This window comes from Enterobacter sp. UPMP701 (assembly GCF_053709515.1).
This window is the reverse complement of sequence record NZ_JBSKJN010000019.1, coordinates 44,970-65,526: the sequence shown is the minus strand read 5'-3', so window position 1 is coordinate 65,526 and position 20,557 is coordinate 44,970. Positions and strand designations below refer to the sequence as shown.

29 protein-coding genes are annotated in these 20,557 nt (G+C 54.0%); 27 read left to right on the top strand and 2 right to left on the bottom strand.

Annotated elements, in window-relative coordinates; genetic code table 11:
• The 4 genes from ACWKXT_RS22985 to ACWKXT_RS22970 form a co-directional block, all read left to right on the top strand.
• The coding region (locus ACWKXT_RS22985) for a hypothetical protein (protein ID WP_454542699.1) at positions 1-428 on the top strand (428 nt) is incomplete at its 5' end.
• Positions 428-784 (top strand): hypothetical protein, encoded by a 357-nt coding sequence (locus ACWKXT_RS22980; protein ID WP_454533266.1) that lies wholly within the window; start codon positions 428-430, stop codon positions 782-784. The genes ACWKXT_RS22985 and ACWKXT_RS22980, both read left to right, overlap by 1 nt.
• Positions 785-1,485: 701 nt before the next feature.
• The gene (locus ACWKXT_RS22975; RefSeq protein ID WP_057061548.1) at positions 1,486-1,779 is read left to right on the top strand and encodes a hypothetical protein; all 294 of its coding nucleotides are present in this window, start codon (positions 1,486-1,488) and stop codon (positions 1,777-1,779) included.
• A gap of 16 nt (positions 1,780-1,795) precedes the next feature.
• Positions 1,796-2,617: a DUF932 domain-containing protein gene (locus ACWKXT_RS22970; protein ID WP_454533240.1), complete on the top strand. Its 822-nt coding sequence runs from the start codon at positions 1,796-1,798 to the stop codon at positions 2,615-2,617.
• A 28-nt stretch (positions 2,618-2,645) separates the two neighbouring features.
• Here ACWKXT_RS22970 and ACWKXT_RS22965 read toward each other — a convergent pair whose 3' ends face one another.
• The gene (locus ACWKXT_RS22965; protein WP_454533239.1) at positions 2,646-3,185 is read right to left on the bottom strand and encodes a lytic transglycosylase domain-containing protein; all 540 of its coding nucleotides are present in this window, start codon (positions 3,183-3,185) and stop codon (positions 2,646-2,648) included.
• Between the two features lie 598 nt (positions 3,186-3,783).
• Between ACWKXT_RS22965 and ACWKXT_RS22960 the strand changes: the two genes are divergently transcribed.
• Positions 3,784-4,170, top strand: a complete 387-nt coding sequence (locus tag ACWKXT_RS22960) for a relaxosome protein TraM (protein WP_023338043.1) — start codon at positions 3,784-3,786, stop codon at positions 4,168-4,170.
• Between the two features lie 38 nt (positions 4,171-4,208).
• Here ACWKXT_RS22960 and ACWKXT_RS22955 read toward each other — a convergent pair whose 3' ends face one another.
• Positions 4,209-4,850, bottom strand: coding sequence for an Arc family DNA-binding protein (locus ACWKXT_RS22955; protein ID WP_454533238.1), 642 nt, complete (start codon positions 4,848-4,850; stop codon positions 4,209-4,211).
• A 196-nt stretch (positions 4,851-5,046) separates the two neighbouring features.
• Here ACWKXT_RS22955 and ACWKXT_RS22950 point away from each other — a divergent pair, with 196 nt between their 5' ends.
• The 22 genes from ACWKXT_RS22950 to traF all read left to right on the top strand — a co-directional run bounded on the left by ACWKXT_RS22950 (position 5,047) and on the right by traF (position 20,553).
• Complete coding sequence (locus ACWKXT_RS22950; protein WP_013087194.1) at positions 5,047-5,400, top strand: type IV conjugative transfer system pilin TraA; 354 nt, start codon at positions 5,047-5,049, stop codon at positions 5,398-5,400.
• Between the two features lie 3 nt (positions 5,401-5,403).
• Entirely contained in the window at positions 5,404-5,706 is a 303-nt protein-coding gene (gene traL / locus ACWKXT_RS22945) for a type IV conjugative transfer system protein TraL (RefSeq protein ID WP_015572087.1), read from the top strand.
• Between the two features lie 5 nt (positions 5,707-5,711).
• Positions 5,712-6,293, top strand: a complete 582-nt coding sequence (locus ACWKXT_RS22940; RefSeq protein WP_454533237.1) for a TraE/TraK family type IV conjugative transfer system protein — start codon at positions 5,712-5,714, stop codon at positions 6,291-6,293.
• 11 nt (positions 6,294-6,304) lie between these two features.
• Complete coding sequence (traK, locus tag ACWKXT_RS22935) at positions 6,305-7,045, top strand: type-F conjugative transfer system secretin TraK (RefSeq protein ID WP_454533236.1); 741 nt, start codon at positions 6,305-6,307, stop codon at positions 7,043-7,045.
• Positions 7,042-8,445 (top strand): F-type conjugal transfer pilus assembly protein TraB, encoded by a 1,404-nt coding sequence (gene traB / locus ACWKXT_RS22930; RefSeq protein WP_454533235.1) that lies wholly within the window; start codon positions 7,042-7,044, stop codon positions 8,443-8,445. Before traK ends, traB begins: the two co-directional genes overlap by 4 nt.
• 9 nt (positions 8,446-8,454) lie before the next feature.
• Entirely contained in the window at positions 8,455-8,877 is a 423-nt protein-coding gene (locus ACWKXT_RS22925) for a hypothetical protein (protein ID WP_454533234.1), read from the top strand.
• Positions 8,870-9,334, top strand: a complete 465-nt coding sequence (locus ACWKXT_RS22920; protein ID WP_454533233.1) for a hypothetical protein — start codon at positions 8,870-8,872, stop codon at positions 9,332-9,334. The genes ACWKXT_RS22925 and ACWKXT_RS22920 overlap by 8 nt, the downstream gene beginning before the upstream one ends.
• 163 nt (positions 9,335-9,497) lie before the next feature.
• The gene (locus ACWKXT_RS22915) at positions 9,498-9,893 is read left to right on the top strand and encodes a hypothetical protein (RefSeq protein WP_454533232.1); all 396 of its coding nucleotides are present in this window, start codon (positions 9,498-9,500) and stop codon (positions 9,891-9,893) included.
• Between the two features lie 58 nt (positions 9,894-9,951).
• Positions 9,952-10,491: a type IV conjugative transfer system lipoprotein TraV gene (gene traV, locus ACWKXT_RS22910; RefSeq protein WP_454533231.1), complete on the top strand. Its 540-nt coding sequence runs from the start codon at positions 9,952-9,954 to the stop codon at positions 10,489-10,491.
• A complete protein-coding gene (locus ACWKXT_RS22905) occupies positions 10,488-10,742 on the top strand; it encodes a hypothetical protein (protein ID WP_454533230.1) in 255 nt (84 codons plus the stop codon). Before traV ends, ACWKXT_RS22905 begins: the two co-directional genes overlap by 4 nt.
• Positions 10,739-13,348, top strand: coding sequence for a type IV secretion system protein TraC (traC, locus tag ACWKXT_RS22900; RefSeq protein ID WP_454533229.1), 2,610 nt, complete (start codon positions 10,739-10,741; stop codon positions 13,346-13,348). Before ACWKXT_RS22905 ends, traC begins: the two co-directional genes overlap by 4 nt.
• Positions 13,345-13,758: a type-F conjugative transfer system protein TrbI gene (trbI, locus tag ACWKXT_RS22895; RefSeq protein WP_454533228.1), complete on the top strand. Its 414-nt coding sequence runs from the start codon at positions 13,345-13,347 to the stop codon at positions 13,756-13,758. The genes traC and trbI overlap by 4 nt, the downstream gene beginning before the upstream one ends.
• Positions 13,759-13,775: 17 nt before the next feature.
• Positions 13,776-14,390, top strand: a complete 615-nt coding sequence (gene traW, locus ACWKXT_RS22890; RefSeq protein ID WP_276590667.1) for a type-F conjugative transfer system protein TraW — start codon at positions 13,776-13,778, stop codon at positions 14,388-14,390.
• Entirely contained in the window at positions 14,387-14,779 is a 393-nt protein-coding gene (locus ACWKXT_RS22885; RefSeq protein ID WP_454533227.1) for a hypothetical protein, read from the top strand. Before traW ends, ACWKXT_RS22885 begins: the two co-directional genes overlap by 4 nt.
• Positions 14,770-15,048, top strand: coding sequence for a hypothetical protein (locus ACWKXT_RS22880; RefSeq protein WP_454533226.1), 279 nt, complete (start codon positions 14,770-14,772; stop codon positions 15,046-15,048). Before ACWKXT_RS22885 ends, ACWKXT_RS22880 begins: the two co-directional genes overlap by 10 nt.
• Positions 15,039-15,584 carry a hypothetical protein gene (locus ACWKXT_RS22875; RefSeq protein WP_454533225.1) on the top strand — a complete coding sequence of 182 codons (546 nt, stop codon included), beginning with the start codon at positions 15,039-15,041 and terminating at the stop codon, positions 15,582-15,584. Before ACWKXT_RS22880 ends, ACWKXT_RS22875 begins: the two co-directional genes overlap by 10 nt.
• 104 nt (positions 15,585-15,688) lie before the next feature.
• A complete protein-coding gene (locus ACWKXT_RS22870) occupies positions 15,689-15,910 on the top strand; it encodes a hypothetical protein (RefSeq protein ID WP_015572104.1) in 222 nt (73 codons plus the stop codon).
• Between the two features lie 55 nt (positions 15,911-15,965).
• Positions 15,966-16,289, top strand: coding sequence for a hypothetical protein (locus ACWKXT_RS22865; RefSeq protein WP_454533224.1), 324 nt, complete (start codon positions 15,966-15,968; stop codon positions 16,287-16,289).
• A complete protein-coding gene (traU, locus tag ACWKXT_RS22860) occupies positions 16,286-17,284 on the top strand; it encodes a conjugal transfer pilus assembly protein TraU (protein ID WP_454533223.1) in 999 nt (332 codons plus the stop codon). The genes ACWKXT_RS22865 and traU overlap by 4 nt, the downstream gene beginning before the upstream one ends.
• 10 nt (positions 17,285-17,294) lie before the next feature.
• Positions 17,295-17,918 carry a type-F conjugative transfer system pilin assembly protein TrbC gene (trbC, locus tag ACWKXT_RS22855; RefSeq protein WP_454533222.1) on the top strand — a complete coding sequence of 208 codons (624 nt, stop codon included), beginning with the start codon at positions 17,295-17,297 and terminating at the stop codon, positions 17,916-17,918.
• Positions 17,915-19,774, top strand: a complete 1,860-nt coding sequence (gene traN, locus ACWKXT_RS22850; protein ID WP_454533221.1) for a type-F conjugative transfer system mating-pair stabilization protein TraN — start codon at positions 17,915-17,917, stop codon at positions 19,772-19,774. The genes trbC and traN overlap by 4 nt, the downstream gene beginning before the upstream one ends.
• Positions 19,771-20,553, top strand: a complete 783-nt coding sequence (traF, locus tag ACWKXT_RS22845) for a type-F conjugative transfer system pilin assembly protein TraF (protein WP_454533220.1) — start codon at positions 19,771-19,773, stop codon at positions 20,551-20,553. The genes traN and traF overlap by 4 nt, the downstream gene beginning before the upstream one ends.
• The last annotated feature ends 4 nt before the right edge of the window (positions 20,554-20,557 follow it).

Genomic DNA, 20,557 nt, shown 5'->3' with positions numbered 1-20,557 from the left:
CCCTTTGCCGCGAGAGAACTCACCAGACACCATCACCACAGGAGAAAACCAGGATGCACACACGAAACGTCAACGTCAAAACCGCCGCTCCCGAATCTTCCAGGAAGATAGGGGGAAAAACACTAAATGAGTCCAGTGGCTTTGTTGTGGAAACCATTGGGCAGAGTGAAACAGTCTCAGCGCTTACTTTTGAACAATTCTGGGATCTGTATTCATGGGTCGTCAGCGAATCACGAGCTGATGTGAAGCCTGTTAATTTTGTCGCACCGGCTGACAGTGTCGAACTGATTTATATCGATCCGGAAGTCCCGGATTACTTCTCAGTATGGTTACTGGATGGTTATCCGGTTGCCGCAGCTGCAATGCTGGAAAATTTCTCACGCGTATTACCTTCTTTCGTGAATTTCTTCGCTGGAGACAAATCATGATGCAAACAACGACGACACATAAAACAACGCTCCTGCGCACTGATGGCTTTGTACGCAATATTCACTCACGTAATCCGTTCGACGTCATTCGTGCTGATGTGGTTCTGGATCGTATGGAAAAGCGGGCTGGTAAAACATGCGGCGCGTACTACGAAATCTATGAGGTCACTTTGCTGGGAATGGCGCTGGACTACCTGGCTAAATTACCTCTTAAAGACCGCCCGGTATTCATGGGCGCAGCGTCGATGCGCGGCTTTATGCTGACGTGGGCTGAGGAAGAACGTGCAAAAGAGAGGCATGACGACCTTATGACCGAGATGGCATTTGAGTCGGGAATTGAGTCAGGTGATTACTAGCTCCTGATCCCGGTTTCGGTCCAGCCCTGGTGGCATTCATCAGGGCAACCGCACAAACCCTCTTTCCCCTTCGGGGAAACGGGGAGGGCGAAAGCGCCTCCGGCGCTCCTGCCTTTCCCCGTTGCAGTGCTTGTCTCCTTACCGGCGATCATAACCGGCGTCCTGCTGGTTATCTTTCTCAGCTGCAGCTCTGTGGCCATAACCCGAAAACAGGGCAGGGCGATGGCCCCCTTCGGCTCCCGGCCAGCGCTGCTGCCCGGTCGTCGAGCCCCACTCCGCCAGGGCGGCCGCTGCGCACCCGCCGGGCTCCGCCGAACCCCTTCGGGTTTCGGGCCATACGGCTAGGGTCTGATGGCTAGGGTCAAAGGCTGCGGCTTCTCCGGCCGTGCCGTCCGGAACGCCTTCACCGCGCCGGCTGATGCCGTCGCTTTAATGGCGCCACGCCGTTCCGACGTGTCGGGTGTGTGCATCCTGTCCATCCGGTGACGGCCATCCCCCGTGTGTCCTCACGCGGAGGGCTTGTCGTAGCACCGTCGGGTCGTCATCCAAGGGGTGAAATGCACTCCGCCAAAACTTTTTGCGTGCCGCAAAAACTTTAGTCTCCGCCCCTTTCCTTCCTCCCTTCGCCGTTGCTCCTTTGCCCTTTGCCGCGAGAGAACTCACCAGGGAGATGGACACCATCACCACAGGAGAAAACCAGGATGCACACACGAAACGTCAACGTCAAAACCGCCGCTCAAGAATCTACCGGAAGATGTGATTCAAACCTCACCACGTCCCAGTTCACGGATCTGTTTTGCTGGGTCCTGGCAGCATCGGAAGGGGAGCCACAACCGGCAATTTTTACGCCGCCAGAGAATGCCACTGAGCTGACGTTAATTAATGACGAATGCCCGGATTATATCTCTGTCTGGATCGTAGATGGTCGCCCGGTGGCAGTTGCAATGCCGCTGGATAATTTTCACCGCGTTATTTCTTCATCACTAACAAAATAATCAGGAGTAAATAAATATGGTCAGTTTCGCAAGCCGCTATCGTATGCCTACCTCGATTCGTAAAGACCGTCCGCTGACGAATGAGGAATTACAGCACATAGTTCCGAGCGCGTTCTCATCGGATAAACACGATTCACGCTCTGAACGTTATACGTATATTCCGACCATAAACATTCTTGATCGTTTACGTGATGAAGGTTTTCAGCCGTATTATGCAACGCAGTCACGTACACGTGACCAGGATAAACGCGACTTTACAAAGCATATGCTTCGCCTGCGTCGTCATGACCAGATTAACGGAAAAGAAGTACCGGAAATTATTCTGCTGAATAGCCATGATGGTTCAAGCAGCTATAAAATGATACCCGGTATGTTCCGTCAGATTTGCAGTAATGGTCTGGTTGCGTTGAAGGATTTTGGTGAAATCCGCGTACCCCACAAAGGGGATATTGTCGGCCAGGTTATTGAAGGCGCTTACACGGTGCTGAAAACATTTGACGCGGTTGATGAAAATATTGATCTCATGAAAAGCATTCAGCTGACTTTGCCTGAGCAGCGCCTTTTGGGTGCGACCGCCCTGGAACTTAAGTACGATGGGAAACCAGCGCCAATTACACCTGAGCAAATTATTAACCCTCGCCGTGTGCTCGACAGAGGCCAGGATTTATGGACCACGTTTAACGTGGTGCAGGAAAATGTGATCCGTGGGGGGATTCGTGGCAGAACGCAAAAAGGGAAGATGACCAGAACGCGGGAAGTCACCGGAATTGATGGCGACATCAAATTAAATCAAGCACTCTGGAAAATGGCCGAGGAGTTTGCAAAACTGAAGGCCTGATAATTAAGCCGCTCAACAGAGCGGCTTTTTAGTGCCCACTGTTTAAAGATGCTGTTTCTGAAATTTTCATCTCATGTTCCTTTCCCGCTGCTGGCGCCAGACGTTCAGAAAGTAACTTTTTTCTGGCCAGTAAAACGCGATATATATTTTTGATATCCTGAGCATAGGCCTTGCGCTGCGCAATGAGCTTTTTGCTCGGCCCCGTATTATACATCCCCACGCTGTCCCAGTTTTTTCCGTATGACCTGAAGTTGTGCGCCAGAACCCATGCACCCGTATAAACGCAGATGCATGGATCATTTAACAGGCGCTCACGGGTAATATTGAAGTTTTTAAGTTTACCGTAATGGGAACTGTTTACCTGCATCCCGCAGACATCTTCTGTTCCATTCCTGTTTGATCCATTTATCGCACCCGGCTTCAGCCTGCTCTCTTTAATCGAAATTGACATAAGCAGTAGTGGATCAATTTGATAATCTTTCCCGGCCTGGTCAAAGCACATCTGGGGAACTGCGCCAGCAGACAGTGAAAGGGTCAGCAATGCCGCAGGCAGTAACGATATTTTCATGGTTTGGCCTTTTAACGAAATACACGGGCTCTGGAGCGTCGCCTTAAAAAATACCCCGGCGGATCGTCGTAATCAAGTTAATTCACTACAAACGCGCGTGAGCGCTCTCCTGAAGGGATTTAACACCTGTCCGAAATAAACATGTCAGAGCAGTAGACGGTATTAACACGCCGCTCTTTGCTAACCCTTTAAAACATCACACCCCACGCAAGACTTCGTCTTGCATATTTTTTCTTTAAATTCAGCGGCATGATGTGTGTTTTATTTCGTAATTTTTGAGTATGTGCGATTAAGGTGTGTGGACTAACACACATTGCAGTGCTTAATCAGGCACTGCAATGTGTGCTAATACAGCACTCTGAAGTGTGGGGATTGTGTGTATTCAATTAATAGAGTAAGTTAAAAGCAGATAGTGCCTGAACCACACACATCATAGTGCCTAATGCACACACACCGTAGTGCCTGATTAGCACACATATTTAGGGATGAGTCATATATAAAATCAGTTGGTTACCAGAACCCTGCACCACGGATAGCTGTTAAAGTTCGCCATTGCAGTGCCGCATCAGGCACTGCATTAGAACATCGAGAAACTATTATGCCAAGAAAGAACATTTACTTTAAAGACAAAATTGACCGCGAAATACATGATATTCTTGAAATAGAGCTACAGAAAGGGGCCACCTCTTCTGAGATGAACTACTCTTCGATAGTCAACGAATTAGTACGCCTTGGGCTAATGGTTTACAAATCGAAAGAAGAAGGAAGCTCATTTGACCTGGATGGTTTTAGGCGCGACCTTATAAAGAAAGTCTCCGGGTCACGAGAAGGTATTATGATTCTGACTGCCCTTGTCTCTGACATCTTCGTTACACTCAAAGGTCCCGACTCTGGCGTGAAACTGGAAGAGCTCATAAACACCAACATCAGTGCAATTAACGATGCGGAAGATAAAGCCGAAAAAGACCACTTCCTGGCAGGGTAAAATAACTTCTTTGGCCGGAACACTCCGGCCAGAATCGATCACTGAGACGGCTTTTCATCCCACGGAAGGTCGCTTTTCTCCACCTCCCTTATTTTTTCCTTCAGGAACACCTCGAACTCCATGCAAAGAACTTTAAGTGCCTGCGCATCCTCGTTCTGGTCAAGTAACCTTTCCGTGAAATAACCCATCGTATTCATCAGGCGAGTGAGCATTTCGTCATTCAGACTACGGTTATGCACCTTCGCCATTGCCCTTATTTCATCCGCAAGGTTCTCAGGAATACGCATGCTATATCCGGTTGTTTTACCCGGAAGCAAAATTCTTTCACCCTCACGCCACACCCACAATTGCTCTTGCTTGAGCGGGACATTAACTTCCTTCACAGCATCAACGGATTCACCATCAAGTAATTTTCCAAGCCATTCCTCAAATCTCACCGCCAGCGCAATGAGCCTTTCCCCTTCCGCTGTTTTAATCACAGGCTTACCCGGCTGATAATTCAGCGACAACAAAAGCCTGGCAATAATTTCCTCATTCACACTCCTGTTGCCAGCTCTGGCACATATTCTCAGCTCCATAAGCAGATTATCCGGAGCGCGCAATCGCCACTCCACAGCTTCACCCGGCTGGAACTTACGTGGACGGCCGCGACCATCCCACATTTTTTCTTTAACTTTCATAGCTATAGATCCCGGAGGCCATTTCCGTACTTTCTGGTCAACAAAGCCTACCCACTTACATATTCGGATAAATCTGAATGATTCCAAAAAGTGTGACATGCGTCACAGTTTTTTTTTTTTAGGGTCATGGGACAATTGCGCCTGCGTAAACAAGCACTTACGCGAACCACTTTTGTTTACTTCGGAGAAAACAAACATGTTAACCAAAGGCAGTGCCCTTAACGTCGGTAAGGGATGGGCGGTAGCGTCTTTATTCCGCAAAGCGCGCGAAAATCGCCAGGCTAAATTTTACTTAAAGTCAGCAGGCGCTTTTTTAATTGCACTTATGGTCACTCACCCGGCATTCGCTGGCGGCACCGACCTTCTTTCCTCACAAAACACCACGGTTAATTCCACCTTCGGTTCTGGCTCTTCATTGATTAAATGGTTTTACATTGCCGAAATCATCATGGGCCTGTTTATTTACATCAAGGCCCGCTCACCGCTGGTATTCGTCGGTATCGTAATGGCAATCATCTTTACCCGTGTAGCCTTCGGCATCGCGAGTTAAACGATGAGCGGGGAGGAGGATAAATACAACTTCCCGGAAACAATGAACCAGCAGGACCGCTATTTAGGCTTGCCAATTGATGAGTTAATTGTTACCGCACCCCTTATTGTTCTGGGGGTGCTTAACAACCTGTCAGTTGAACTTGGCGTTATAGCGGGAATCCTCTGGTTCATCGTCAGATATCTGAAAAAAGGGCAGGGGTCGTACTGGTTACTTAATTTCTGTTACTGGCACCTGCCATCACTTTTATTCAAAGTAACCTTTCGCCAGATACCTGATTCTAGTTTCCGGCACTGGAGGGCATAGTTTTCATGAAACTGAATATTAAAGGAGAGCGCGATAAACAACTCCGCTATGCGTTTATTGGTCTTTCAGCTTTAACTTTACTTATGGGGGCCGGTAACGTACTGACAGGTTCGCTTGCATGGTATTTTGCCACCACCCAGAAAACCATTACCACACCATTAACATTTAATCGCCCCTTCGCATCAGATTCAAAAAGTGTCGATGCCCCAGGCCTGACGCAATTCGCCGCCTCCTTTATTTACTGGCGACTGAACGTCACCCCGGAAAACATCGACAACAACCAGAAAATGATTCTTGGATTCGTCCCTTCCGACAAACGGGACGAACTCAAGAAAGCTCTGGATATTGAAGCTGAACGCATCAGGAAAGCGGGCATTTCCACCCAGTTCGACACGAAAGAAATTCGCGTCATGGATGATGGCTCCGTGCAGTACAGCGGGGTTCTGAAGTCCTCCACCACTAACGGCGTAATCATCACGCCGATGAAAGACCAGGAAAAAACCTACCGCCTGAAACTGAGTTATGAGAACGGTGTGATTAACCTCCACAACTTCGAAGAACTCCAGCCGGTATCCACCACCAACTGACAGGACTGCCCATGAAATTTCGTATTTCACCGGCAGCTGCTGCTGTGTTTCTGGCAGCGGGATTATTTACCAGCGGCCTCCGGGCCGCTTCCGCACCCGCAGCCATTCCGTTTGAGAACGACGCCGCCTTTAACGTCACTCTCAGCAACACCAACCCGAGCAAGGTTGTTGTCGACGGAGAACTCATTACCAGCATCAGCGGACCAACCGGTGCCTATGACCAGAGCCAGACCGACGACGGAGCACTCATTCTGTCTCCCCTTGTCAGTCAGAACTTTACGCTGTTTATCCAGACCGACCGCGGCTCATCCCTGAGCCTGAACATCAGGCCGCAACCGGGTAACGGCAAAACACTGCGCTTCACCCCGATGTCGCCACCACTTCGCAAGAACGACGATGCGAAGGCATGGGAAGAAGGGCAGACCTACGAAAAAACACTGGTCGCACTGTCCCGCGCCGTAGTCAACGGCCAGGTACCGGACGACTATCAGGAGTATCCGGTCAGCCGCATGCCGGCATACACACCCGCCAGTGATGTACGCCTGACACCGGAACGCCAGATTGTTGGTAACCACCTGCGCGTTGTGCGCTTCCGGATGAGCAACCCGGGCAGCATCACCCGCAGCCTGCGCGAGCGCGATTTCTGGCGCAAGGGAGTCCGGGCCGTGATGCTGTCGCAGAACCAGCTTTATGCCGGTGGCGAAGGCTACGCCTGGATTGTGTTTTCAGATGACGGAGACACCCGCCCATGAGTCTGAATAAAAACCTGAAAACCCGGCGCAAACAGCTGGCCATTCTTGCCGCCGTAATCGTGGGAGGCGCCGCCGCCACAAGCGGCGTTATCTGGTACGGGCAACATCAGCAGGAACAGAAACAACCCGCGCCGGTCGCCACCCCAAACATGACCGGTGTGGTCACGGCAGCGTTTAACCAGCAGGTTAATGATGCCGCACTGGCACAGCAGCAAGCCAAAACCTCCGCACTTGAGGACAAGCTCGCCACGCTCACCCAGCAGTTTGCACAGAACAAGCTCACCACCGAGCAACAGCTGGCCAAAAAGGATGAAGAAATTCAGCGCCTGAATGAGCAGCTAACGAAAGCCCCCGGCAGCAACGCGACCACTGGCCAGCAGACACCACCTGCCGGTCAGAACGGAACACCACTCCCCGGTCCCGTTGCTGCCGGTCAGGCCCGACCTCCCGAATACACTGTCACCCCCACAGGAGCACCGGCCGCCACTGGTGTCAACATGGGGCAGGGCGCAGGGTTCTATCCGGGCGGCTCAGGCCAGAGGATGACAGGTGGCCTGTCGACAACAAAGTTCAAATACGACAGCCTGATGAAAAAGCCAACCAAACTACCCTGGATTCCGTCAGGCTCCTTCTCTGACGCCATCATGATTGAAGGAGCCGACGCCAACGCCAGTGTTACCGGCCAGCAGAACACACAGGCAGTCACCCTCCGCCTGCTGGGCAATATCCAGATGCCGAACAACAAAGAATACAGCGCCGACGGCTGCTTTGTGGTGGGTGAAATATGGGGCGATATCTCCAGTGAGCGCGGCATCGTCCGGACGAAATCAATCAGCTGCGTGCTGAAGAACGGCAAGCACGTGGACATGGAGTTTCATGGGCATGTCAGCTACCAGGGGAAAGGCGGCGTTCGCGGCAAGCCAGTCATGCGAAACGGCATGATTGTCGGCTACGCCGGTGCAGCAGGCCTCCTGTCAGGTTTTGGTGAAGGCATCAAATCTGCGGCAACACCATCTGTCGGCCTCGGTGCCACAGCGGATGTCGGTGCCGGCGACGTGTTTAAGCAGGGTATAGGCGGCGGTGCCAGTAAGGCGGCCGACACGCTGAGCCAGTACTGGATTAAGCGCGCTGAGCAGTACCATCCGGTGATTGATATCGGTGCCGGCAACCGGGTGACCGTAGTGTTCCAGCAGGGTTTCCGCCTTGAAACCATCGAGGACGCCGAGGATGCGAAAGCGAAAGAGGAACTGCAGAAAGCCGGCAACGCCGCGCAGAACGCCGTGACCCCTCAACCAGCGAGCCAGACCACTGCATCCAGCACCACCTCAGTCGGCAACATTAACCCCGATGATGTTCTCCGCCAGGCCAGCCAGCTGCGTCTGGGTGACACCATCAACTAAGGAGGGCAAATGAATGATACAGGCTCCATGAGGCGCGAAAGCGAACTAAAGCGTATCGAAGAGGACCTTAACCGCTGGATGGCTGGAAAAAAAACAAAGCCCCACTGGATATTCTGGGTCGGGACATTAACCGCTACAGGGATGTTGATTTTCAGCTTCTGGTCAGGCAATCAAAGGTTTACTGTGGTTTCTTTTGCAATAGGAATGGCATTGATTCTGGCCGGGTTGCTACAGACTGGTGAAACATGGGAAGAGAAAATACAGAAGAAAATTCGGTCATATGAGCCGCTTGATATTGATGCCATGCGCACCCTGGCCCTCTCTGTTTTTCATAAGGATGAACTGACGCAGAAAGAACTCAGAAAGTGGCTGGACGCGGAGTTCAGCGCCATTTCTGATGCCGCTCTTCGTGGGGGAAGCCGGAATGCGTGACGAAGAGCGTAATAATAACCTGCTCAGGAGCATGCGGATGCATATTGCTTACTGGGAGGCTGGTCGGCCCACTCCGGCAGCAAGCAGGTGCATGTTCCTGGGGGTTGCCATCTTTCTCGGTGTTGGGGGGCCGGTTCTTTCGTACTACCTCTCACTGTGGGCGCTGGTTTTCCTGATTGTCTGGCTATTTCTGACTCAATGGATATGCAGGCGAATTGTCCCCCGCTACAACGAAAGCTGGGCGGAGGTGTTCGACAGGATGCTTTCTGAGTATGAACCCTTAAATCTTCCCGCCTGGGAACACCTTAAGCACCAGGCCGAAACGGAGGGGCTGACGGTCAGCATTGTCAGCAACTGGTATCAGGAAGAAGTGAGGACCGTCTGGCCAGAAAAGAAACCTGACCTGAAGTTCCTCCATAGAGTCACTGACGGTAACGAGAAAATCGGAGAGGAATGAAGCGTACCAGAGCCATTGCACTACTTGTAATAACAGCCGGAGCGACCGGTGTTTCTGTTTACAACCATACTGGAGGGCTCATTGTGTTACTCACCCTGGTGACCATAGGCGCACTTGCTCATGTCATCAGCGTCTTCCTGTAATTCATTTCACTGGAGTGTTTATGTCTGCCAACATGGCACGCTATCCATTACTCAAAATCCTGCACAACTATCGCTATATCCTGATTCCAGCACTGGTATTCACTATCGAACTGACTGTGTGGGCAGTGCTCAATCTTAAAGGCGTGGGTGATATGGGTTGGGTCTCCTGGCGAGTGCCCCTGCTCTTAAGCGTGTTCCTCGTATACTTTAGCGGCTCTGCCTTTAACAAACGCGATGAAGGGGTCTTTATGTATGGCTCAGTCGTTCCGTGGTGCGGAATGCTGATACTGGCGAGTATTTTTGGTTTTATCCAGATGAACCTGAACTTTCTGACGCTGGACATGTTTTATGCCGGCGTGTTTGGAAGCCTTGCTGTGCAGCTGGTTTTCACTGTGATTCAGTGCAACTGCAAATAATCGAAATTGAGTATTACCCCTCCCTGAATACCCCTTAAATTACAACCGGAGTTACCCCATGAAAAAACTACTGGGCGCTGCACTGCTGTGCAGCGCACTGACCGGCTGCGCCGGTCTCAATTCTGATTTCGACTGCAACAAGACCGCGACCGACCAGTGCCTGACCACTGGTGAGGCCAACAAGCTGGCCGCTCAGGGTAAAAGTCTGGATGACCTGACGGCTGAAAAAACCGCAAAAAAGCCTGCGGGTGAAACCCTGCCGGCACTGCGCAATTCGGCACCGGTCGTGAATCCGTTCCGTCCTGTCTCCGTCACAGCAACCGGAACCACCGCCGCCAGGCCTCTGACCACTGCGCCCGCGAAAACATCCGGCTCACTGGTCACGCCGCTGGTCACGCCGAGTCATGCGACCCCCGTGCCGGTTAACACGGCGGGCCGCGTTCCGGTTCAGCGTATTCCTGACGCCACGCAGCGCCTGTGGATTGCCCCCTGGGTGGACACGGACGACAACTTTCATCAGCCGGCTGTGGTTGAGTTCGTGAAAAACAAATCCCACTGGGATGAGAGCTACCGCGTTATCGGGGAGGGCGGGGAATGAGCAGCCATTACGTTACCGGCAAGAACGGCATCGATCACCTGGCGAAATCGTTAGTCCATTCACGGAAAGGAACGACGCAAATCACCGCCACACAGTCAGTCGATACCGACGATGAAACGCTGGCCGTTCTGAGCGTGAGCTGTGACTGGCAGATTAAAACTGCCGGTGATGCACCGCACACCGGGCAAATGAACGAAGAGAAGCTGCGTCGCCTGGAGTTAATCCGGGCCGCTGCGGAGGGTCGAAAATGAGTTTTGTCGACAACCTGATGGATATGCTGAAAAACGGGAAAGAGGAAGACGGTGCCGCCACGGCCCGCGAGAATCTTTCCCAGACGTGGGGCTACCCGTCCCTGGTTGCGGCACTGCCGTACCGGTATTACGACGACATCAATGAGATTTTCGTCAACGCCGGCTCTGCAGGCTTCATCATGGAAGCCGCCCCGCTGCCTGGCGCGAACGAACAGGTGATGGCCGCGCTTGATGACATGCTGCGCAAAAAACTGCCCCGCCAGACTCCCGTCACCGTCATCATGCTCGCCAGCAAGTGTGTCGGGGAACGTATCGATCGCGGTGTGAGTAACGACATGTGGAAAGGAGGGATGGCCGATCACCTCAATAAAATTACCCGCGCGTTCTGGCAGCGCTCTGCGCTGCACGGTCTGGCCAACGAACGCGATTACCCGCTTTACCTGCGTAACTACCGTATCTTTCTTTTCTATGGTCAGCCGCTGAAGCGCGCTTCCCAGACACAACGGGTGATTGATGACCTGATTCAGATCCGCAACACCATCCGCGTCTCCCTGGGCGCTGCGCGCATCGACAGCGTGAACGTCGATGTGAACGGCTTCCTGTCTGCGGTACGCGAACAGATGAACTACCGCCAGGAACAGGTGCTGACGTCCTCCGGCGACTACAACGAGGATGAAAAGCTGAACCGCCAGGTGGTTGATCAGGGGATAGGGCTTGATGTCTATCCGTCGCATCTCCGGATGACGTTGCCCGAGACCATCGACGCGCGCGGGACACGGCTGCCGGCATCGGCATGCCGCATCATCAACATGCAGCTTGCTAAAACGCCTAAACGCTTCGCCCTGTGGCAGGGGGCTGACAATCTGCAGAACCTGCGCTTTCCTGACCTCGGAATACCCTGTCCCTTTATGCTGACCTGGACGACGGAGCTGGAGGAGCAGACCAAAAGCCAGAGTGAGGCATTTCGTAAAGATACCGATTTGTCCAAAAAGGCCAACTCAGCCTACGCCGCACTTTTTCCCGGCACCAAAAGGGCCGCAGAAGAATGGCGACGTACCCGTGAGCAACTGAACAATAACGAAATTGCACTCTGCAACACGTACTTTAACCTGACCCTGTTCGCGCCGGACAACAATACAGATGCGCAGGCCTGTGAGCTGGCCGCCGTGAACGTGTTCCGCAAGAACGAGCTGGAGATGGTAACGATACAGTACCAGCAGATGCGTAACTGGCTGGCCGGCTTCCCGTTCGTCATGCAGGAAGGGATGTGGGAAGACCTGAAAACAACAGGCGCGACGCTGCGCGCCAAGTCATGGAACGCAGTGAGCCTGATGCCGGTCGTGGCCGAACGCCAGCTGTCGAATGTAGGTATGCCGTTGCCGACTTACCGTAACCAGGTCGCATTCTACGACATGTTTGGCGAGGAGAACGGCAGTACCAACTTCAACATCGCGGTTACCGGGACGTCCGGGGCAGGGAAATCGTTTCTGATACAGGGGGTGCTGCGCGATGTACTAAACGCCGGTGGTTACGGCTGGGTTATCGACATGGGTGACAGTTATAAGAACTACTGTCATCAGGCCGGTGGGGTGTATCTCGATGGCTCTAAACTGCGATTTAACCCGTTCGCCAACGTCAAAGACATCAAGCACTCTGCTGAAGGGATTGTGCGCCTGCTGACGGTACTCGCCAGCCCGACGCAGCCGCTTGATGGCGTCTGCGAGGCGATCCTGCAAAAAGCGGTAATGGATGCGTGGGAGAAGAAGGCAAACAAAGCCCGTATCGACGACGTCCATAATTACCTGACTAACGAGGATGTGAATCAGGCGTTTGCAGACAAGCCAACCATCATCTCGCGCCTTGCTGAGCTGGCCATGCTGCTCGATACCTACTGCACCTGGGGGCCGGACGGAGAATACTTCAACGCCGACACCCCGACACTCGATGGTGAAACCCGCTTCGCGGTGCTGGAGCTGCTGAGTCTGGAAGACAAGCCGAAGCTGCTTTCATCTATCCTGTTCTCGCTCATTCTGGCGATTCAGGAAAAGATGTACCACAGCCCGCGCGACCTCAAAAAGGTCTGCATCATCGACGAGGCCTGGCGTCTTCTTGGCGGCTCCAACCCGCACGCGGCACGGTTTATCGAAACCGGCTACCGAACCGTGCGTCGTCACCGTGGCGCGTTTATCACTATCACCCAGGGCATCAAGGACTTCAGCGCCAGTAAGGAAGCGGAAGCCGCCTGGAACAACAGCTCCACCAAAATCACCCTGCTGCAGGATGCTAAGGCGTTTAAACAGTACCTTGCCGATAACCCGGATCAGTTCTCGGACATGGAAAAAGAAGTTATCCGTGGCTTCCAGCCAGCCCTGCAGACCGGCTACAGCTCCCTGCTGATAAACGCCGGCGAATACAGCTCCTTCCACCGTCTGTTCGTCGATCCCGTCACACGCGCCATGTTCAGCTCGCGTGGTGAGGACTTTGCCTTCATGCAGAAATTGCAGAGAGAAGCCGGTGCCACTGCGGAAGAAGCTGCATATCTGCTGGCGGAGAAGAAATTCGGCAATGAACTTCGTGAACTTGAAGAATGGGTGAAAGCAGCATGAGTGAACAACAGGACAAGCCGTATGACGGCGATACCTTCAACGATGGTGCAACGATCGCCAGCAAAACATCCCGCTGGGTTAAAGCCAGCATGCTGTGGCTGGCAGGATTGCTGGCCATGACAGGCGTGGCATATGTGACGGCGAAAGCCGTCACCCCGGAGGTGGTGGTCTTCGATATGAAGGGAACAGTTGATCTGTTTATGCAGCAGTCCGCGCAGCTGCAGCTTGATGAGGACAAAGCCCGGGTTCTGACAACGCGTTTCAATACCGCGCTGTCAGCCAGTCTCGGTGAATGGCAGGCCTCACATAACGCCATCATTCTGGTTAAACCAGCGGTGATGAGTCCGCAGCGGGATATCACGAACGAGATCCGTGCCGACATTGCGCGCCGCACTCAGGGGGGCCAGTGAAAAGACCACTAAAGCTGATGGGTATGATGCTGCTGATGCTCTCCGCCGGCAGCGGGGCGAAAGATCTCGGAACCTGGGGCAACGTCTTCGAGCCTGCAGAGCAGGACATGCTGGCGTTTATCCAGAATCGCCTGAAGGGAATGGAGCAGACGGGCGAACTTGACCGCCTGCGCAAAGAGGCAACGGAAAGAGTGAAGGAGCATGCGGTACGTCCGACGCCGGTGGAAGGGCTCACGAAAGCGAAGGAATACCGCAGCTTTGCCTGGGACCCGACATTTACCGTGAAGGAAACGATCACTGACATGCAGGGCAACGTGATCGCCCGCAAGGGCGATACGGTCAATCCTCTGGATAAGGTGCCTTTCAACCAGGTGCTCTTTTTTATCGACGGCGATGATAAGGAGCAGGTGAACTGGACCCGACAGCAGCTCGCCGGTCAGACCAGCGTAAAGGTCATCCTGGTGAACGGCAACATCAAAGAAACCAGTGATGCGCTTAATGAACGTATCTACTTCGACCAGTCTGGCGTACTGACCCGTAAATTCGGTTTTGAACACATCCCCGTGCGGATATCGCGCGATGGCCGCGTGATGAAAGTGGAAGAAATTCCGGTATCAGGAGCGAAAAAATGAGTGCAACAACGTTAGGTGACCTGTTTCCCGAAATGCGTCAGGCGGTCACATCCCATCACCGTTACGCCAGAAAACCGCGTAAACCCGCTGAGATAACGCCGCGCATGGGAACAGCAGAACGGCTGAAGACGCTCTACCCCGAAATTGACTCCTGGCATCCGGTACTGGTGACCAAAGCCTGGCTCCACTGGTGTGAGCAGAACCAGCAGGACAGCCGGGAGCCGTCGAAGCGTGATGAACGTTTCCCGGACTACATCATTCACCTCTTACTGGAGAACATGCGGGCCGAGGACAGCGCGAAACGTAAAAAGGGCCAGACGCTGTCACTTTCCGGGCGTCTCGACAGGTTGTTTGCAGGCGAAGGGCAGGAGAACGCCGAATGTCACTGAGACACAATCCCGCTGTGCCGTCTGTGTCTCAGCACATGACAGGTCACAATGCTGATACCAAAGGCAGTGAAGAGGAAGTGAATCGCCTCTGTCAGCTGTACCCTGAAATCGCATCATGGCAACCGGCGCTGATCGCCGGTGCCTGGCATCAATGGTGCGCCAGGAACCCGCATCTTCCCGCGATGCCGGAAAAACGTGACGAGGCATTTCCCCTGTACCTCGTCAGGCTTATTCGCAACAGAATGGAGGAGATGAACGCATGGCGTTAATCAGCTGCTTCACCGGCCCTCAGGGACTGCAGGGAATGCTCACCTGTTTACGCGATACTGAGGGCATGATCGGTATTCTGGTCGTGGTTGCGCTACTCGCTGGCTGGATTGTGGTTCAGTACCTTGCAGATGCACGCCGTGAAAGACGGGCGCGGGAGAGCAGGCCGGGAATACCCGTCCCCCTCGCACAATTTGGCGGTGCCCGACATGCCGATGCGGTTCACGCCTTTGCTAACCGGGAATACTACCAGGTATTACTCGCAGAGCTGGAAAAAGGCCTGACTGAGGCGGGCTATGCACTAACACGCGATGAATCACTGCGCGTGACGATCCCAGAGGCCGACCGGCAACAAATCAGCCGCCGGATTTTCCGGGCGCGCCAGAGCTATACGTCGCCGAGAGTCTCTGAAGAGGCGATGCAGGACAACGAAGATGCAGCAGTGAACGATGGGTATGCCGGCTCGTGGCTCAGCTTACTCATACGTGGCAGTGAGCGCATTGGCTGGTACATCACCAGACCGGAAAACAGCCAGTAATCAACCGCGCTGCCCTTCAGGATGTTCGGTGCTCACTACGTTGCGCTCCGCCTCAGCCTGAATGTCATCCCGGTTTCCGATTAACCCCCCGACCAGGTAACGCCATGAAAAAAGACCCTGATACTGAAAAGGGCCGGAATGTCACCATCTCGTCAGTACGTCACGATGAGGGTTCGGCCCGACAGCTGGATGAAATCCTCAACGATAATCCGCTGTACAAACCCTCGCACGTGCTGCGCGGAGCCATTCTTGCCCTGTACGAAATGAGCCAGGAACAACGTCTGGCCATCATCATGAAAGCGGCTGATAAAGCCAAAAACCACTAACCATTTCTTAAGCCCTCCCGCCGTCCGGTGGCTGCGGCACTCCCGGAGATACCCCATGACTCACCCTGAATCTGTCAGGCCGGTGACGGTTACCCGTGACCGCAATGGCTTCTGGACGCACCCTCATTATTTTTCACCTGCCAGTGATGAGGCCACGCAGACTGAATTTGGCGACTGGATGCGCCTGCACAACCTGACCTGTGCCACCCGCTGGATGGAAAACGACGCGCCTCCCCAGGTGATCGCCGACTGGGAAAAGGGCGTACAGAACATCAGTGACTGGCTCCCTTCCGCGCCTGAGGGCGAGGGCTGGTTCATTGGCTCTATTCATGACACTGAGGACGGCCCGGTCTGTGTATGGCTGCGGGAGGTGAAATGAAGCACTTTTCATGGCTGGCCGGCGTGTTGCTGGTTCTTATTTCCTGGATGCCTGCTCAGGCAACGGCCGCAGCCAGCAACGCGGGTGATGGTCGCTGGGTTAACCCGATAAGCGATGTCTGCTGGAAGTGCCTGTTTCCTATGACGCTCGGGAATATTCAGCTGGCTGCCGGACCGCAAAAGGATACCAACAACCCGGCTTCGCCGATCCAGATTTGCCCATATGGTGTGTTTTACCGCCTCGGTCTTGCGATCGGGTTCTGGGAGCCAATGGCGATGGTGGATGTAACCCGTGAGCCGGGCGTCATGGTCAACATGGGCGGCTTCAAGATCGATCTCGGGCGAACGGGAACGGGCACCGCAGGGCAGAGTGACAGGCCTGCTGCCGGCACGTTCTACCATGTCCACTGGTACAAATACCCGCTGATTTACTGGCTCAACATCATCGCCACAATGGGGTGTATGCAGACCGGGGATATGGATATCGCCTATCTCTCTGAGGTCGATCCCCTCTGGAATGACAGTACGCTCTCTATGCTGATTAATCCCGAAGCGGCGCTGTTCGGCAACCTGATAGCCCAGGGCGCCTGTGCCGCTGACGCCGTCGCGTCTTCTGCAGGTCTGCCGCTATCCCCGCTGTTCTGGTGTGCGGGCAGTCAGGGGTCGATATACCCTCTGACGGGCTTTACCAGCGGTGAGTTTTCTCCGCTGGAGGCGTCACTGCTTGTTGGGGAGCGAATGGCCTTCAAGCTGCACCGAGAGGGGCTGGTCTGGAACTCCGTGGGCGTGGATGTCGCAGTCTGTAACCAGTACCCGTCGCCCATCATTCCTAAGGAGCGATGGCGGTATCAGATGGTGAACATGTACCCCGAGACCAGTAACTGCCATCCGTTCGGGGCGAGCACGCAGCTCTGGGGCACAACACACAATTCACCCTCGTCGAAAAAGAACTTCGGCTATCTCTTCTGGCGCAAACGTAACTGCGTCTATCTGTAAGGAAATGACGATGAAAACTGCATTGTTTCGGGCGCTGATCTTCAGCGTTCTCGCAGGTTTATTGCCTCAGGCGCTGGCCAGCGCACAGACCGGCATTTCTGTCAGCGACCGGGACTGGATGAAGGGGCAACAGGACTCGCTGGAAGCTCTGAAAGGGAGCCTGAATAACCCGTCAGACGGTATGTCCGTATTACCGCCAGCACAGCAGGAATTGATTAACCGCCTGCAGGGTAATATTGCGGCACAAACTACCACTATGGGGGAAAAAGACACGTTCCCGGCCATCTATTTTGTGAGTCTCGGTATCCCGCGTGAAGGTCTGCTGCCCATGCTGAAGGATGCCCGGCGCTTTAATATCCCACCGACACTGCGGGGGCTGCTTAACAATGATATGCGCCAGACCGCTTCCGCCATGTTTGAGCTGAGCAAGGAAGACAAGGATGCCGGTGTACAAATCGATCCAACCCTGTTCACTCAGTACAACATCAGTGTGGTTCCGGCCCTGGTAGTGACCTGTCCGGGGCACTTTGATGTTATCCGGGGAAGCCTGCCGCTGCAGCAGGCGCTGGAGAAAGTGGCTCAGGGCGGTGACTGTGCAGCAACGGCGCGCCATATACTGGAGGCTGCCAAATGAAAAAATTACTTTCAACGGTGCTGATGCTTTTCCCGCTTCTGGCTGGCGCAGCCGATCCTGCCTTTGAGGCGGGAGCGAGCTTTGGTAAAGGCAATGCTTCCGCCGGGACGGGAGCCCTGAAAAACCCGGATACCGTCACAGGAGCAATACCAGGCTATACCGCTAATCCACCGGAGAAAGGGTATTACGGCGGTGTGGATGGCGGAGACGGCGGGCTGGCCAACAAAGGGCAGGCCGCGCTGCAGGGTAATGACGCAGCACAGTCGGTTATCAACTCCGGAAAAACGAACCCGACTCCCGCCATTGACCCGCAGGCCCCTTTCATCACTATCGGTAAAAATGCGGAAGCCGGCGCAGACGGTGTGCTTAACGGAACCGCGAACCAGTGTAAGGAGGTGACAGTATCGAAAACCACCTTTGAAAATTACACCTGCGACAAGGATGTGGCCTCAGTGGAAGCCTGCTCACGAACTGCAACACCTGGCGGACATACTTCCACCACGAGAGTGCAGAAAACGTTCACACTGACGGCGGCCAATGGCGATGTTGTATTTACGAATAACGGTACCTCCTTCAGTTTTAGTTTTATAGCGCCGGCATCAGGACCGGTGATCAGCGCCCATTTTTACTGGGCAGACCGTGTAGTTAATGCAGGGAAAATCTCCTGGTGGGGTGTCAGTCAGTCAATGGTCGGGAAAGCCTTTAACTGGGAGATGCCAGGCGCACCCGCGACCCCCTTGTCTAAAGGTGGCTCCTTACCCGCTGGCTCTTATACCAGTACAGGGTGTACCAGCGGGAACAAGGACCGTTGCGAAAAGCATATACGGGAACAGATTGCTGATTTTCAGTCCGGCGTGTCAGGCTTCACGCTGGTCCTCGTCATGAATGCAGTTGAGACAACCTTTACCCCCGCAGTGAACTGGTCTTCATCCTGCGGCCTGGATATGTCGAAGGCGCAGAAAACCACGTCAACCTGCACCTCTCCTGGCGGTAACAAAACCATTGTTAACAATGGTCAGAGCTATGACGTCTACAGCGACTGCTGGGAGTACACCGATAACTATGTCGTTCCGTCAGACTCCACGGGAACCTGCGGAACGCTGATGACGAACCCCTCCTGTACGGCGGCAGGCAACACCTGCACTGAATCGACCGACGGGCAGTGTACCCATATGAGCTACACCTACCAGTGTCAGACCACGCATCAGTCTGGCGGCCTGGTCTGCGGTGGCAATTACATCTGTAAGTCAGGTGAGTGTGATGAGACCAATGGTGCGGGAAGCAACGGTTTTGATACGGCGGTGGCCAAACTGGCAGGTCTTGCCTCGGCAGCTGAAGATGCAAAAGGTGCCAGCAGCGCCATTGATGTAAAAGTCTTCACGGGTAAAGCCATGCGGTGCCGTAAGGCCTTTGCAGGGTTCTCTAACTGCTGCAAAGACTCTGGCTGGGGACAAAGCGCCGGACTGGCCGCATGTGATGATGAAGAACAGGCTATAGGGAAGGCGAAGGCGAAGAAAATCACCGTCAGCGTCGGCGAGCGGTGTGACCGCCAGGTGCTGGGCGCCTGTATCCAGAAAAGTCAGGTCTACTGCGTCTTTGACGGCAAGCTTGCCCGCATCATTCAGGAGCAGGGGCGTCGCGACCAGCTGGGTGTGAAGTTCGGCAGCGGAGACAGTCCGAACTGCCGGGGTATGACAGAAAAGGAATTGGAGAAAATCGACTTCGACAAAATCAACTTCTCTGACTTTTATGAGGATTTAATAAAAAACCAGAAAGTGCCGGACACAAGTACCCAGATTCAGCTTATAAAAGATCGTATCGCCGCGCAGGTGAACCAGCAGGGAGGTGGTAAATGAAGCGTGTCCTCTGTGGCCTGCTTATAGCGCTGGCGGGCCATACGGTGCTGGCCGAGGAAATTGTGACGCCGGCAGAACCGTTCACAGGCTGGTCCTGGTACAACGAACCGAAAAAGCCGCCGGAGCAGTCAAGAAAGCCACAACAGCCTGCACCGCAGGCCATTCCGGATCTCAGCAAAATGTCCCCGATGGAGCAGGCCCGCGTTCTGAAAGGGTACACACAGGAGGCGCTTAACCGCGCCATCCTCTTCCCCTCACGGGAAAATACGGCGACGTTCCTGCGCTGGCAGAAGTTCTGGACCGATCGGGCATCGATGTTCAGCCAGTCCTTTGCAGCGGCGCAGCTGAGCCATCCGGACCTCGATTACAACCTGGAGTATCCGCACTACAACAGCATGGCGCCGTTTATGCAGACACGCGACCAGCAGACGCGGCAGAGCGCCGTGGAGCAGCTGGCACAGCAGTACGGTCTGTTCTACTTCTACCGGGGCAGTGACCCGATTGATGTGCAGATGGCGGGCGTGGTGGCGGACTTTGCGAAAACCAACGGTATTTCGCTTATTCCGGTATCGGTTGATGGTCAGGTGGCTGCCTCCCTGCCACAGAGCCGTCCGGATATGGGGCAGTCCCGGTCGATGAATATTACGCACTTTCCGGCGCTCTTCCTGGTTGACCCGCGCAGTAAGAATTACCGCGCCCTGTCCTATGGCTTCATGACCCAGGATGACTTGTCAAAACGATTCCTGAACGTGGCCACCGGCTTTAAACCCAATTCCTGAGAGC

Bases quoted from the DNA above. Each gene is read 5' to 3' on its own strand.
- ACWKXT_RS22960 (WP_023338043.1), top strand. From the start codon at position 3,784: ATGCCAAGAAAGAACATTTACTTTAAAGACAAAATTGACCGCGAAATA.
- ACWKXT_RS22915 (WP_454533232.1), top strand. From the start codon at position 9,498: ATGTCTGCCAACATGGCACGCTATCCATTACTCAAAATCCTGCACAAC.
- ACWKXT_RS22940 (WP_454533237.1), top strand. From the start codon at position 5,712: ATGAAACTGAATATTAAAGGAGAGCGCGATAAACAACTCCGCTATGCG.
- traB (WP_454533235.1), top strand. From the start codon at position 7,042: ATGAGTCTGAATAAAAACCTGAAAACCCGGCGCAAACAGCTGGCCATT.
- ACWKXT_RS22865 (WP_454533224.1), top strand. From the start codon at position 15,966: ATGACTCACCCTGAATCTGTCAGGCCGGTGACGGTTACCCGTGACCGC.
- ACWKXT_RS22870 (WP_015572104.1), top strand. From the start codon at position 15,689: ATGAAAAAAGACCCTGATACTGAAAAGGGCCGGAATGTCACCATCTCG.
- ACWKXT_RS22925 (WP_454533234.1), top strand. From the start codon at position 8,455: ATGAATGATACAGGCTCCATGAGGCGCGAAAGCGAACTAAAGCGTATC.
- ACWKXT_RS22955 (WP_454533238.1), bottom strand. From the start codon at position 4,850: ATGAAAGTTAAAGAAAAAATGTGGGATGGTCGCGGCCGTCCACGTAAG.
- ACWKXT_RS22905 (WP_454533230.1), top strand. From the start codon at position 10,488: ATGAGCAGCCATTACGTTACCGGCAAGAACGGCATCGATCACCTGGCG.
- ACWKXT_RS22980 (WP_454533266.1), top strand. From the start codon at position 428: ATGCAAACAACGACGACACATAAAACAACGCTCCTGCGCACTGATGGC.
- ACWKXT_RS22885 (WP_454533227.1), top strand. From the start codon at position 14,387: ATGAGTGCAACAACGTTAGGTGACCTGTTTCCCGAAATGCGTCAGGCG.
- ACWKXT_RS22950 (WP_013087194.1), top strand. From the start codon at position 5,047: ATGTTAACCAAAGGCAGTGCCCTTAACGTCGGTAAGGGATGGGCGGTA.
- traW (WP_276590667.1), top strand. From the start codon at position 13,776: ATGGGTATGATGCTGCTGATGCTCTCCGCCGGCAGCGGGGCGAAAGAT.
- ACWKXT_RS22970 (WP_454533240.1), top strand. From the start codon at position 1,796: ATGGTCAGTTTCGCAAGCCGCTATCGTATGCCTACCTCGATTCGTAAA.
- traU (WP_454533223.1), top strand. From the start codon at position 16,286: ATGAAGCACTTTTCATGGCTGGCCGGCGTGTTGCTGGTTCTTATTTCC.
- ACWKXT_RS22965 (WP_454533239.1), bottom strand. From the start codon at position 3,185: ATGAAAATATCGTTACTGCCTGCGGCATTGCTGACCCTTTCACTGTCT.
- traC (WP_454533229.1), top strand. From the start codon at position 10,739: ATGAGTTTTGTCGACAACCTGATGGATATGCTGAAAAACGGGAAAGAG.
- ACWKXT_RS22875 (WP_454533225.1), top strand. From the start codon at position 15,039: ATGGCGTTAATCAGCTGCTTCACCGGCCCTCAGGGACTGCAGGGAATG.
- traL (WP_015572087.1), top strand. From the start codon at position 5,404: ATGAGCGGGGAGGAGGATAAATACAACTTCCCGGAAACAATGAACCAG.
- trbI (WP_454533228.1), top strand. From the start codon at position 13,345: ATGAGTGAACAACAGGACAAGCCGTATGACGGCGATACCTTCAACGAT.
- traK (WP_454533236.1), top strand. From the start codon at position 6,305: ATGAAATTTCGTATTTCACCGGCAGCTGCTGCTGTGTTTCTGGCAGCG.
- ACWKXT_RS22920 (WP_454533233.1), top strand. From the start codon at position 8,870: ATGCGTGACGAAGAGCGTAATAATAACCTGCTCAGGAGCATGCGGATG.
- ACWKXT_RS22975 (WP_057061548.1), top strand. From the start codon at position 1,486: ATGCACACACGAAACGTCAACGTCAAAACCGCCGCTCAAGAATCTACC.
- traN (WP_454533221.1), top strand. From the start codon at position 17,915: ATGAAAAAATTACTTTCAACGGTGCTGATGCTTTTCCCGCTTCTGGCT.
- ACWKXT_RS22880 (WP_454533226.1), top strand. From the start codon at position 14,770: ATGTCACTGAGACACAATCCCGCTGTGCCGTCTGTGTCTCAGCACATG.
- traF (WP_454533220.1), top strand. From the start codon at position 19,771: ATGAAGCGTGTCCTCTGTGGCCTGCTTATAGCGCTGGCGGGCCATACG.
- traV (WP_454533231.1), top strand. From the start codon at position 9,952: ATGAAAAAACTACTGGGCGCTGCACTGCTGTGCAGCGCACTGACCGGC.
- trbC (WP_454533222.1), top strand. From the start codon at position 17,295: ATGAAAACTGCATTGTTTCGGGCGCTGATCTTCAGCGTTCTCGCAGGT.